This is a genomic window from Agrobacterium sp. H141, from assembly GCF_057158725.1.
Genome location: NZ_CM169893.1, coordinates 3,282,936 through 3,295,609, shown reverse-complemented (window position 1 = coordinate 3,295,609; position 12,674 = coordinate 3,282,936). Strand labels below are relative to the sequence as shown.

Annotated in this window: 11 protein-coding genes; 6 read left to right on the top strand and 5 right to left on the bottom strand. The window is 60.9% G+C overall.

Features of this window, described 5'->3' with window-relative positions; translation table 11 throughout:
- Positions 1 to 103 precede the first annotated feature (103 nt).
- Positions 104 to 556, bottom strand: coding sequence for an Lrp/AsnC family transcriptional regulator (locus tag ACWPM9_RS15475; protein ID WP_484757663.1), 453 nt, complete (start codon positions 554 to 556; stop codon positions 104 to 106).
- A 119-nt stretch (positions 557 to 675) separates the two neighbouring features.
- On the opposite strand from ACWPM9_RS15475, the gene ACWPM9_RS15470 reads away from it, so the two are divergent.
- Both ACWPM9_RS15470 and ACWPM9_RS15465 read left to right on the top strand, forming a co-directional pair.
- Positions 676 to 1,653: a nucleoside recognition domain-containing protein gene (locus ACWPM9_RS15470; protein WP_484755713.1), complete on the top strand. Its 978-nt coding sequence runs from the start codon at positions 676 to 678 to the stop codon at positions 1,651 to 1,653.
- A 175-nt stretch (positions 1,654 to 1,828) separates the two neighbouring features.
- Positions 1,829 to 2,965 carry an aromatic ring-hydroxylating oxygenase subunit alpha gene (locus ACWPM9_RS15465; RefSeq protein ID WP_484755712.1) on the top strand — a complete coding sequence of 379 codons (1,137 nt, stop codon included), beginning with the start codon at positions 1,829 to 1,831 and terminating at the stop codon, positions 2,963 to 2,965.
- A 24-nt stretch (positions 2,966 to 2,989) separates the two neighbouring features.
- Here the strand turns inward: ACWPM9_RS15465 and ACWPM9_RS15460 are convergent, their stop codons facing one another.
- Positions 2,990 to 3,598: a LysE/ArgO family amino acid transporter gene (locus ACWPM9_RS15460; protein ID WP_484755711.1), complete on the bottom strand. Its 609-nt coding sequence runs from the start codon at positions 3,596 to 3,598 to the stop codon at positions 2,990 to 2,992.
- 104 nt (positions 3,599 to 3,702) lie between these two features.
- Between ACWPM9_RS15460 and ACWPM9_RS15455 the strand changes: the two genes are divergently transcribed.
- Positions 3,703 to 4,608, top strand: a complete 906-nt coding sequence (locus ACWPM9_RS15455) for a LysR family transcriptional regulator ArgP (RefSeq protein WP_484755710.1) — start codon at positions 3,703 to 3,705, stop codon at positions 4,606 to 4,608.
- Between the two features lie 10 nt (positions 4,609 to 4,618).
- Here the strand turns inward: ACWPM9_RS15455 and ACWPM9_RS15450 are convergent, their stop codons facing one another.
- Entirely contained in the window at positions 4,619 to 5,281 is a 663-nt protein-coding gene (locus ACWPM9_RS15450) for a TetR/AcrR family transcriptional regulator (RefSeq protein WP_428185494.1), read from the bottom strand.
- A 137-nt stretch (positions 5,282 to 5,418) separates the two neighbouring features.
- On the opposite strand from ACWPM9_RS15450, the gene ACWPM9_RS15445 reads away from it, so the two are divergent.
- Together ACWPM9_RS15445 and ACWPM9_RS15440 are read left to right on the top strand one after the other, a co-directional pair.
- Positions 5,419 to 6,558, top strand: coding sequence for an efflux RND transporter periplasmic adaptor subunit (locus ACWPM9_RS15445; RefSeq protein ID WP_484755709.1), 1,140 nt, complete (start codon positions 5,419 to 5,421; stop codon positions 6,556 to 6,558).
- A 16-nt stretch (positions 6,559 to 6,574) separates the two neighbouring features.
- On the top strand, positions 6,575 to 9,697 hold the full coding sequence (locus ACWPM9_RS15440; protein ID WP_484755708.1) for an efflux RND transporter permease subunit: 3,123 nt from the start codon (positions 6,575 to 6,577) through the stop codon (positions 9,695 to 9,697).
- A gap of 103 nt (positions 9,698 to 9,800) precedes the next feature.
- On the opposite strand, the gene ACWPM9_RS15435 is transcribed toward ACWPM9_RS15440, so the two are convergent.
- Both ACWPM9_RS15435 and ACWPM9_RS15430 read right to left on the bottom strand, forming a co-directional pair.
- Positions 9,801 to 11,150, bottom strand: a complete 1,350-nt coding sequence (locus ACWPM9_RS15435) for a GAF domain-containing protein (protein WP_484755707.1) — start codon at positions 11,148 to 11,150, stop codon at positions 9,801 to 9,803.
- Positions 11,147 to 11,626 (bottom strand): hypothetical protein, encoded by a 480-nt coding sequence (locus tag ACWPM9_RS15430; RefSeq protein WP_484755706.1) that lies wholly within the window; start codon positions 11,624 to 11,626, stop codon positions 11,147 to 11,149. The genes ACWPM9_RS15435 and ACWPM9_RS15430 overlap by 4 nt, the downstream gene beginning before the upstream one ends.
- Positions 11,627 to 11,787: 161 nt before the next feature.
- Between ACWPM9_RS15430 and ACWPM9_RS15425 the strand changes: the two genes are divergently transcribed.
- Positions 11,788 to 12,495: a hemerythrin domain-containing protein gene (locus ACWPM9_RS15425; protein ID WP_484755705.1), complete on the top strand. Its 708-nt coding sequence runs from the start codon at positions 11,788 to 11,790 to the stop codon at positions 12,493 to 12,495.
- The last annotated feature ends 179 nt before the right edge of the window (positions 12,496 to 12,674 follow it).

Sequence of the window (12,674 nt, the reverse complement as noted above, 5' to 3'; positions counted from 1 at the left end):
GTCTGTTGGATAGCAAGTTGGATAGCAAAGAGTGCCGGCGCCTGGCCGCTACGGATCACTGAATGAGCTATGTCGGGTGCTGGCGCATGGTTGTCTCCCCCGCTCAAACCCGGATCGCCGTCTCCTCCTTGGCCGTGCGGATAATGATCATGGTGAAGAAGCGGGCCACATTGGTCTGGTCGCGGAACAGCCTGTCGCACAGGGCGTCGAATTCTTCCATGTCGCGCAGGCGCAGCATCAGCACGACATCGGTTTCACCCGTCACGGCATAGGCCTGCGAGACGGCCTCCTCGGTAACGGCCAGATCGAGAAAGCGGCGCATATGCTGTTCGCCATGCAGCTTCAGCTCCACCGTCACCAGCGCCTTGATCCCGCGTCCGGCCCTGGCCGGATTGAGAATGGCGACAATGCGGTCGATCACGCCGGATTTGCGCAGGCGCTGCATTCGGCGCAGGCAGCTGGAGGGCGACAGGCCCACCGCGTCGGCCATGTCGACATTGGTGCGCGAGGCGTCGCGCTGCATCAGGTTCAAGAGTTTCCGGTCGATCCGATCCATGAGGACAGCATATTGCACGTCGCAATCTTTGCAATAAAATTGCAAGAAGCTGCAATCTTTGACCACAAATGCGAAACGACACGCGCTAGCAAGGGAAGACGAATTCCAAGGAGCCTCCCATGTCGATCTTGCTGCCCGCCTTGCGCAATACCCAAAAAACACTCCAGGTTTACTGGCTGCTCGTGCGCATCACGGTTCCCATTGCCGTCGCCACGGAACTCATGACACGCCTGGGCGTGATCGAGGCGGTCGCACCCGGCTTTGCGCCGGTCATGCAGGTGTTCGGCCTTCCGCCGGAGCTGGGCCTTGCCTGGCTGACGGCCATGCTGGTCGGCATCTGGGGCGCGGTTCCGCTGCTGTTTACGCTGGTCCCGGCATCCTCGCTCAGTATCGCCGATGTCACGGTCTTCTCGGCGCTCATCCTGTTTGCCCATGGCCTGCCGATCGAGCAGAAGATCATCCAGAAGGCCGGGCCGGGCATGATCGCAACGACCCTTCTGCGCATCATGGGCGGTCTGCTCTATGCCTTCTTGCTGCATCGGCTTCTGGCCGCCACCGGCTGGTTATCGGCCCCGGTCAAGCCGGTCTGGGTGCCCATGAGCGCAACGCAGGGCTGGCTGGATTATCTGACAAGCCTTGGCCAAACCATGCTGTGGATGCTCGTCATTCTTCTGGTGCTGTCCTGGGGGCTTGAATTCCTCAAGGTGAGCGGAATTCTGGATTTGATGATGAAGGCGCTCTCGCCATTCCTCAGCCTTGCCGGCATCAGGGGGGAGGCGGGTCATCTGACCGCGGTCGGCCTGTTTCTCGGCATATCCTATGGTGCCGGTCTTTTGATCCGCGAGGCGCAGTCCGGCCATATAGCCCCGCGCCAGATCTTCCTGTCCTGTGTCTTCATGGGCTTTGCCCATAGCGTCATCGAAGACACGCTCCTGGTCATCTCGCTGGGCGCAGATGTGCACGGCGTTCTGACCGGGCGGCTGGTCTTTGCCCTTTGCGCAACGGCGGCGATCGCCATCCTTCTGCGTCGCCTGTCGGACACCTCCTTCTTTAGGCGCCTGTTCCGGCATGCGGACACGGCCCTGGAGCGCGCGTGAGCGGGCGTGCGATATGCTTTGCCCCCACCGTTTCAGGGATTGGCAGTCCTCCCTCTGCGTGACATGATCAGCTTACGCATGAATGCCCGGCAGGAGATGTTGCCAAGCCTGCCGGTCCCTCGTCACTGTCCTCCGTCCACCGGGGCGCTTTGCCCCGAAAGGTAAGGCTGCCTCGATGACTGCGCATGATCCTTCCCTGTCTCCGGCTGCAGAACTGAAAGCCAATGTCGCCCTGCCGTTCGGGCAGGCCCGCGCCATGCCCAAAAGCGTTTACACCTCGCAAGCCTTCGTGGCGCAGGAACTGGAGCATATCTTCTCGAAGGAATGGCTCTGTGCCGGCCGTGCCGACGCGCTGAAAGGCCCCGGCGATTATCTCACCATGGAGATTGCCGGCGAGCCGGTGATCATCCTGCGCGACCGCGACAACCGGTTGCGCGCCATGTCCAATGTCTGTCGCCACCGCATGTCGACGCTCTTGGAGGGGCGCGGTCATGTGCGCGCCATCGTCTGTCCCTATCACGCCTGGACCTACAATCTCGACGGTTCGCTGCGCGGTGCGCCGGCCATGCACATGAACGAAGGCTTCTGCAAGGAGGATGTGAAGCTGCCATCCATCCGCTGCACTGTCTGGCTCGGCTGGATCATGGTCACGCTCAATCCCGATGCGCCGGACCCCGCCGAGCAGTTGAAGGAGGTGGAAAACCTCGTCGGCTATCTCGACATGGCCAATTATGGCGAGACCTTCCGGGAAGAGCATCACTGGAACACCAACTGGAAGGTGCTGGCCGAAAATTTCATGGAAAGCTATCACCTGCCGGTCTGCCATTCCGGCACGATCGGCGGCTTCGTCTCGCTGGAAAAGATGACCTGTCCGGAAGGCTATGACGCCTTCAACTACCACTGGATACTGAAAAAGGATGATGCGCCGCTGACCGTGGCCCATCCGGAAAACACCGTGCTCAAGGGCGAGGAGCGGGTGAAGACCTGGCTGCTGGCCATCTATCCGGCGCTGATGATCACGCTCACCCCCGGTTACTTCTGGTATCTGTCCCTGCATCCCGATGGTCCCGGCAAGGTCAAGATCCTCTATGGCGGCGGGCTCCATGCCGACTATGTCAACGATCCGGACGCGCAGGTCCATTTCGCGGCACTGAAAGCCCTGCTCGATGCCGTCAACGATGAGGATCGCGGCTGCACCGAAAAGGTCTACAAGGGTCTGCTGGGGCGCCTTTCCGAGCCCGGCGCGCTTTCGCATCTGGAGCGCCCGAACTACGAATTCGCGACCTATATCTCATCGAAGATTGCCGGCTGAGGCAGGGTCCGAGACCGTCGCCATTCAAATACCGCTCAGCAGCCGGAAGGCGATCAGCCCCATCACGCTGGCAATGATCACCTCGAGGACGCGCCAGGACGCCGGTTTGGCAACAAGCGGCCTCAGCCATCTTGCGCCATAGCCAAGCGCAAAGAAAAACAGGAACGATGCCGTCACGGCACCGAGGACAAAGGCGAACTGATGGCCGGGAAAGCGCGTCGAGATCGTGCCCAGCAGCACCACGGTATCGAGATAGACATGCGGGTTGAGCCAGGTAAGCGCCAGGCAAAGCCCAAGCGTTTTTGCAAATCCGCTCGAGCCGCCATTGCTAACCTGCAATGCGCCTGTGCCTGTCCAGGCCGATCTGAGGTTCAGCGCGGCATACCAGAGAAGAAATGCCGCACCCCCATATCGCATCACCGGCTCGAGAAAGGGCAAGAACTCGACAACCTGAGTGAGGCTCGTCACGCCGACGGTAATCAGGATCGCGTCGGACAGCGCGCAGGCAAGGCATACGGCCAACACATGCTCGTTGCGCAGCCCTTGTCGCAGCACGAAAGCATTTTGCCCGCCAATTGCGACAATCAGGCTGAGGCCCATCGCAAGGCCGGTAAAGAATGTGGTGAAATCCATGATGATGCAATGCCGCAGACGAAGGATCGGAACCCGTTCGATAGACCGGCGATCGGAATTAGTCTAATTAACTCAGCTTCATCAGATTAAGTAAAGCTAATGACATGATCGATTACGCCGCCCTTCGCGTTCTTCAGGTCGTCATTCAGACGGGGAGCTTCGACAGGGCCGCAGCCGCGCTGAATGTCACCCCGTCTGCCGTTTCGCAACGCATCAAGCAGTTGGAGGAACGCCTGGGTGCAGCGCTTGTCGTGCGCGCAAACCCCTGCACGGCCACGGAAAAGGGCGAGCGCCTCTGCCGGCACATGGAGCATGTCGGCATGCTGGAGCAGGACCTGTTGAAGGGCCTGCCGTCACTCGCCGATCCTGACGGCAGCCAGCAACGCGTCACGCTTCGCATCGCAACCAATGCCGACAGTCTGGCCACATGGTTCCTGCAGGCCATGTCGGAATTTTCCCGGTCCTCGCGCTATCTGCTGGACATCGCCGTCGACGATCAGGATCATACCGCCGACTGGCTGCAGCAAGGCAAGGTCATTGCCGCGGTCACCGGCACAGACAAACCCATTTCGGGCTGTCGGCGCTATTTTCTGGGTGCGCTTCGATATCACGCGACGGCCAGCCCGGATTTTGTCGAAAGGCATTTTGCCCAAGGCATAAGGCCGGCCTCCATGGCACAGGCCCCGTCAATGACCTTCAACCAGAAGGACCGGTTGCAGGCCGACTGGGTGAGGTCGGTGCTGGGCCGGGACGTCAATCTCCCCACCCATTGGCTGCCATCCACGCAAAGCTTCGTCGATGCCAGCCTCATGGGGCTGGGATGGGGTATGAACCCGCGTCCGCTGGTCCAGGAGCATCTGGCGGCCGGTCGGCTGGTGGAACTTGTGCCGGGCCAGACACTCGACATCAAGCTGTATTGGCACATCAACCGTCTGGCCGCCGACCAGTTGACCCCTCTTACACAAAAGGTCATCGAGGTATCCGCAAAAATGCTGTCGCAGAGCCGGTAAGGGAAAGGACTCAGGCGACCGCGCGTTCCGCTATGCCATGGTGAAAAACCCGGATGGCCAGATCGACGCGCTTGCGCAACATATCGACATCTTCCTGGCAAGAGCCGGTTACAAGCACCAGATGCTCCAGCAGGTTGGTATGCGCCATGTCGACCAGAAGGCGCGCGGCCTCCTCGGTATCGGCAATGGCAATTTCGCCGCGCGCGACGCTCCTGTCGAGTTCGGTGCGGATCATCGCGTAGAGAGCATAGGGGCCTTCCTGCAGGAATTGCTGCGCCAGGTCCGGCTGGCGCTCGGACTCGGCGATCACCGCCCTCAGGATGGCCATAGGCAGCGGGTCGGAGAATTTCTCCTGCGAGGGCGTGAGCAGCAATCGCAGGCGCTGTGCCAGCGGAAGTCCGTGCTGTTCATCGGCGAGCGGTCGCATCTTCCGGGTGCGTATGCGTCGGACAATGCTGGCAAACAATGTCGCGCGGCTCTCGAACACTTCGTAAAGCGTGCGCTTTGACATGCCGGCTTCTTTGGCGATTGCGGCCATGGAGGTGGCGGCCAGACCTCTTTCCAGAATAATTCGCTCAGCGGTGTCGAGGATGATCGCCTCTCGCTCCGCAAGATCGAACTGACGCGGTCGCCCCGGGCCGCGATGTGCATCGCGGCATTTTGGCAACAACATACGCATTACCTCCTTTGCAGCAGCGCGCATAACGCTTGCGCACTGCAAAAATTCTATTATAAAACCATCTGGTTTTAATATTAGACTCTTCGCGTCCCTTCGCCAAGCGTCAACTCCCCATTAACTGGAGAAGTTCCATGAGGTCTGCGACAAACGCCCTCCTTTCATGCCTGTTTGCTGCTGTCATTACGCCGGCAGTGGCCTTTGCCCAGGAAGGCAAGAAAGAGGCTCCGCCAACACCGGTCACGGTGGTTGAGCTGAAGCAGCAGACGATCACAGTCACGTCGAAACTGCCAGGTCGTGTGGTCGCGTCCGGTGTTGCCGAAGTGCGGCCTCAGGTCAACGGCATCATCATGGAACGGCTTTTCGAAGAGGGCTCCAAGGTCAAGGCGGGCGATATATTGTACCGCATCGATCCGGCCAGCTACGAGGCGCAGGTTGCCGCCGCCAAGGCATCGGTTGCCCAGGCTCAGGTTAATCTGGATTCCGGTGAACGTGAGTTGAAGCGTATTGAAGCGCTGCGCAAGAGCAATGTCTCGACCGATCAGGCCCTGGATACAGCCATTACCACGCGCGATGCCGCCAAGGCCGCATTGCAGGTGGCCAATGCGCAACTGATGACGGCCAATATCGATCTCGACCGCGCCACCATCCGCGCCCAGATCTCCGGTGCCATCGGCCTTTCACTGACCACGCAAGGTGCGCTTGTGATCTCCGGTCAGAGCGATCCGCTGGCGGTCATCCGCAAGCTCGATCCGGTTTATGTCGACGTCGCCCAGTCGGCCGCCGATCTGGTCCGCTGGAAGCGCAAGGGCGCAGCCTCGCTCGGCCCCAATGCCGATACCACGGTCAAGCTGACCCTTGCCGATCGCACTGCCTACGATCAGACCGGTGAGCTCACCGCTGCGGAACCGCATGTGGATGAAGAAACCGGCGTGATCACCTTGCGTCTGCAATTCCCAAATCCAGATGAGATGCTGTTGCCCGGCATGTATGTGCAGGTCGAGATGCCCCAGGGTGTCATCGACAATGCCGTACTCGTTCCCCAGGAAGGCGTGTCGCGCGACCGTCGCGGCAACCCGATCGCCATGGTCGTCACGGCGGACAACAAGGTCGAACAGCGCACATTGACGATCGTCAGTGACCGAGGGTCCGACTGGATCGTCTCCGACGGTGTCAAGGCTGGCGACCGGGTGATTGTCGAAGGCCTTCAGAAAATTGCGGTCGGCGCTACCGTCGCCCCGGAAGAACGCGCCAAACAGCCGGCCAAGAACTGACCTCGCGGAGACCGACATGGCACGCTTTTTTATTGACCGGCCGATCTTTGCATGGGTGATTGCGATCATCATCATGGGCGCCGGTATTCTGTCCATCACGACACTGCCGATCTCGCAATATCCGCAGATCGCACCGCCGACAATCTCAATCAATGCAAGCTACCCCGGCGCATCGGCACAAACGATCGCCAATACGGTGACCCAGGTCATCGAACAGCGGCTGACCGGCTTGGACGGATTGCGGTATTTCTCCTCGAGTTCGACCTCGGCAGGCACCGCTTCGATCACGCTCACCTTCGAAACCGGAACCGATCCGGATATCGCTCAGGTGCAGGTGCAAAACAAGCTGTCGCAAGCGACCTCGCTGCTGCCGGAAACGGTTCAGCGTCAGGGCGTAACCGTGCAGAAGTCGTCGGCAAGCTTCCTGATGGTGATTGCGCTCATCTCCAATGATGGCAAGCTCGACCAGACCGACCTTTCCGACTACCTCAACACCAATCTCGTCGACGAATTCAGCCGTCTCGAAGGCGTCGGCGAAGTCCAGGTCTTCGGTTCCAAATATGCCATGCGCATCTGGCTGGACCCGGTCAAGCTCTCGGCCTACGGCCTGGCGCCAAGCGATGTCGTCAGTGCAGTCTCGGCTGAAAACGCCCAGATTTCGGCGGGCGCATTCGGGACTTTGCCCGCCATCCAGGGGCAGCAGCTGAACGCCACCATCACGGCCCAATCGCTTCTGACCACGCCTGAAGATTTCGAAGGTATCGTCGTGCGTGCGGCCACCGACGGCGGTCTGGTATTGCTGAAAGACGTCGCACGCGTCGAAATCGGCTCGGAAAGCTATTCCACGATTGCGCGCTTCAACGGCAAGCCCTCGACCGGTATGGCAATCAAGCTGGCCTCCGGCGCTAACGCGCTCGATACCGCGGAACTGGTCAAGGCCAAGATCGAGGAGGCTTCGGCCTTCTTCCCCGAAGGCGTCTCCTATGTCGTGCCTTACGACACCACGCCCTTCGTTCAGATCTCGATCGAGGAAGTGGTCAAGACGCTCGGCGAAGCCATCGTGCTCGTCTTCCTCGTCATGCTGGTCTTCCTGCAGAACTTCCGTGCGACACTCATTCCGACGCTCGCTGTTCCTGTGGTTCTGCTCGGTACATTCGGTATCCTGGCGGCGTTCGGATTTTCCATCAACACGCTCACCATGCTGGCCATGGTGCTTGCCATCGGCCTTCTGGTGGACGATGCCATCGTGGTTGTGGAGAATGTCGAGCGTATCATGGAGGAAGAGGGGCTCAGTCCGCTCGAGGCCACGCGCAAATCCATGGGGCAGATCACCGGCGCCCTGATCGGTATTGCCCTGGTTCTCTCCGCCGTGTTCGTGCCCATGGCATTCTTCGGTGGGTCCACCGGCGTCATCTATCAGCAGTTCTCGATCACCATCGTCTCGGCCATGGGCCTGTCGGTGCTGGTGGCGTTGACGCTTACACCGGCACTTTGCGCCACCATTTTGTCGTCCAAGTCGGCGCATCATGCCAAGAAGGGTCCTGCCGGCTGGTTCAACCGCAACTTCGACCGCATCAGCGGCGGCTATGGCAGCACCATTGGCTGGATCGTGCGTCGGCCATTCCGCGTTGGCGTTATTTATCTGGCACTGGTCGGCGTCATGGTCTGGAGTTTCATTCAGACCCCGACCGCCTTCTTGCCGGATGAAGACCAGGGCATTCTTCTGGCACTCATTCAGGCACCCACGGGTGCAACGGCTGAGCGCACCCAGAAGGTTCTCGATCAGGTGGAGCAACACTTTCTGGTGAATGAGAAGGACAATGTCGAATCCGTTTTCGGTGTCGTCGGCTTCTCCTTCTCCGGTCAGGGCCAGAATATGGGTCTTGCCTTCGTGCGCCTGAAGGACTGGAAGGATCGGCCGCTGCCGAGCCAGAGCGCCCAGGCTATTGCCGGGCGCGCCTACCCGGCCTTCATGGGTATCAAGGATGCGATGGCCTTCCCGATCGTCCCGCCATCGGTTCCCGAACTCGGCATCATGAGCGGCTTCGACTTCTATCTCGAAGCCCGCAATGGCCAGTCCCATGACGAATTGCTGGCTGCCCGCAACCAGCTGCTCGGCATGGCGGCGCAAAGCCCGCTGATCGGCTCCGCGCGTCCGTCCGGTCTGGAAGATGCCGCCCAGTATCACCTCGATATCGACTGGCGCGCAGCCGGTGCCATGGGCGTCTCCGCGACAGATGTTGCCGCATTGTTGCAGGTCGCCTGGGCGGGTAACTATGTCAACGACTTCATCGACCGCGACCGCATCAAGCGCGTTTACATCCAGGGCGAAGCGGATTCCCGTGCGCTTCCGTCGGATATTTCGGAATGGAAGGTGCGCAATTCCAGCGGCGGCCTGGTGCCATTCTCCAACTTCGCTCAAGGCAGCTGGACTTTCGGTCCGCAAGGCATCAACCGTTATAATGCGGTAAGCTCCATGCAGATCCAGGGTTCGCCTGCCGCCGGTGTCACCACCGGTGAGGCCATGGCCGAGATAGAGCGTCTGGCATCGCAACTGCCGGGCTACGAGGTATCCTGGACCGGACTGTCGCTGGAAGAACGTGAATCCGGAAACCAGGCACCACTGCTCTATGCCTTGTCGCTGGCGGCAGTCTTCCTTTGCCTTGCGGCACTCTATGAGAGCTGGTCGATCCCGTTTGCGGTCATGCTCGCCATGCCGGTGGGTATTCTCGGTGCGTTGTTGTGGACCCTGTTCGGGGGCTACCAGAATGGTGTCTTCTTCCAGGTGGGCCTGCTCACCGTTGTCGGACTGACCGGCAAGAACGCCATCCTGATCGTCGAGTTCGCCCGTGAACGCTTCGACGCTGGCGAGGATCTCTTTGTCGCTGTCCGGGAGGCTGCCCGTCAGCGTTTCCGGCCGATCATCATGACCTCGATGGCCTTCTCGCTCGGCGTGCTGCCGCTGGTGCTCAGCACCGGTGCCGGTTCCGGCGGTCGCAACGCCATCGGCACCAGCGTGCTCGGCGGTACCATTTCGGGCACGGTGCTCGGCATTCTGTTCGTTCCGCTGTTCTTCGTGCTGGTCAATCGCCGGCGCAAGAAGAAGGAAGAACCGGCCAAGACAGCTGCCGAGGTATAGGGAACCCGCCCGAACCGGCAGAACCCTGGTTCAAGCCAGACATTCAAACGGCCGCGCCTTCTGGTGCGGCCGTTTCGTATTCAATCATTTGTCTTGTCGCATCCTAATCGCCATCGATCACCGTCAAATGCGGCACACCGTCGATGTCGAGCCGCAACCGGCCTCGATCGGCGCGAATAAGCCGGATCGGTCCGCCCTTTTCCTCCAGCCGCCGCCGCAACAGGATCAGCCTCGTCTCGAGATTATCCTTGAAGTCGGGCAGCAGCAGTCCCGGATCGCGACGGATTTCCCGATTTGTGAAATCTCGCTGGCCGGTCGCGAGATACGCGTCGAGACAGTGTTTCAAAAGTCGCCCCGGCACGCCCCGTATCAGATAATCGCCATCCACGAACACGGAGCCGTCGCGGCGGTAGTAGCGGATCTTCACACCTCCTGCGTCTGTCGTCGGGGCAGCGGCTGGCGGCGCGGTGGGGGCAGGCGGCCGCTCGCTGCGGTCGCGTCCGGGATCGGCAAGCATCAGCGCCAGTGCCAGCTGCCGAGCGATCACCAGCAGGGCTTCCTCATCCTTGTGTCGGAAGGCGAAGGCCGTGTCGGATTCGACGAAAAGCACGCCCATGAGCCGGCGCTGGGCGATCATCGGCACGGCCAGCTGACTGACCGGGGAGGAGATGGCCGGCAAGGCGATCGCCTCGTCCATGCCGGTCATGGCCTTGACCGCCTGCACATAGCGACGCCCGCGGCTCATATCGCTGATGCGCACCGGAAGCCGGGTCGCTGCGGCCTTGCCGATCGTGCCCTGGCCGAAGGGGATTTCGGAGCCGATGCCGTAGCGGTTGTAGCCGTGGCTGGCGATGGTTGTCAGTTGCATGCGTTCGGTATCGGGCAACAGCACCATGGCGTGGCTATAGCCGAACAACGCAGCCAGCCCCTCCAGCGCCCGGTCGAGCATCTGCTCGATATCGGTCTCTGCGGTCAGCCGTGCCGTCAGGATCTCCGTCCATTGCAGATGGTCGCGAACAGCGGTCGCGGATTTTTCCGGCGCCTGTTCGAGCGGGTTTGCCGCCATAACCAGCCGGCAGTCCTCGACGCGATAGATATCGACGGCGCGCAGTTTCATGATCGTGTCCATGCCCTGTTCGGCGCTCATCACGTCGAGATGGGCGCAGACGCGGTCGAACACGTCCCCATCGCTCCGGGAGGACTCGAACACCAGATCGAGAATGTGCTGGTTGCCGTTATAGCCATCGACCACCATCACCGTCGCAAGCCCGTTGGCCGCGACATTGGCGGCCGTTTTCGAAAAATACTGGTTCGACAGCGCCACATGCCGTTCATCCACGTAATAGACATGCGACAGCGAGGTGATGTTGGGCATCCCGTCGCTGTCGGTGGTTGCGATCAGCGAGGGAATGACGCCTTCGAAGGAATCGCGGATCGTGCTCAGCGGGATCATTGCGGCTGTCCCTCCGCCATTATTCGTCGGCCGGCCGCGGGGCCCGGCGTCTGCACATAGAGGTCGTGCGGACGAAAGGCGATATGCACGAGGTCGCGGTCGCTGAGCGTGCTCGAAAGCTGCAGGCGCGTCACGCCAAGCGAGCCCAGTTGCTGCAGCATGGCCGCCACATAGCGGCTGCCACGACGCTCTTCGTCCCGGTCAGCCGAGCGCACGCTGCCGATCATGCCCTTGATCTGATAGGCCTGATAGTCGGTCGGGCGCACGCAGGTAATGGCGATCGGCATCCCGGCCTTGGCCCAGGCAACCATGGAGGGCCACTGGCTGGAAGACACCAGCAGAGCAACGTTCCCCGTTGCCGCATCGACCCAGGCGCCGCTGCCGCGGCCGATCATCGGGCGGCGCTCCTCGTTGCGCGTGGCAACGAAGATCATCACCTTACTCTCGATGAAGCGCGCAACCTCGGTGTCGATCACTGTTCACCACCGCATCAAAATCTGGAGATTAGAAAGATAGGAAGTTTTTAGCAATGCGCACTCGCGCTTAGCAAGCATTTAGGAAGTCGTGTTTCGCGTCTCGGTTTATCTCGCGGTCCATCAGCCGGCACCGCCGGTTTTCAACAGCAAAGGAAAACACGATGACCGAGCATCTTTCCCTGACAGGTATTCCCGACCTCAACGGTCGTTTCGATCTCTACGGCAATATCCACAAGGCCATCCGCAAGGCGGGCTGCGAACTCCTCTGCCGTTTGGGTGCGGCCGACTATGACAATGCCGACGAGCGGGCAGCCGTGCTTGCCGGGTTGCGCGGCTATCTCGCCATCGCAGCCGGCCATGTGGTGCACGAGGACGAACACGTCCACAAGGCGTTGCAAGCCAGGGGCGCCTCCACCGCCACTGTCGATGACCAGCACGACGATCATCGCCAGGCTTTCCGCGATCTCGAAGCGCTGGCACAGGCGGTCGAACAGGCAGGGGCGCTCGACCGCAGCGCCGCTGGCAGAAAACTCTATCTCGCCTTCGCTGCCTACATCGCCGAAGATCTGGCCCATATGCACGAAGAGGAGACCGTGACCGCACCCACATTGTGGAAGAATTTCACCGACCAGGAACTGATCGGCATCGAAATGCGGATCGTCTCTTCCATTCCGCCCGAAAAGCACTTGGCTTTCATGCGCACCATGATTCCGGCCCTAAACCCCGCCGAACGCGCGGCATTGCTCGGCGCCATGAAACGGGGCGCGCCGCCGGAAATCTTCAACGCGGTGATCGAGTTTGCCGTTCGCCCCAGCCTGTCGGAAATCGCCTTCGACGATCTCGCCAATCGGCTGCATCTCGCAGCATGAGACCGGCAGCCTCCCTGACTGTCCCTCCGCCGCCCGGCACGGCGGAGTGTGACACGGCAGCATGCTCGCGCTGCCTTAATCCCTGCATCGCCCGATTGAACCGGTTGCTTGCGGAGACGGATATGCGTGTGCCCGACCCTCGACACGGACGCCGTGAGGTCATGACCCTCAACACGCAA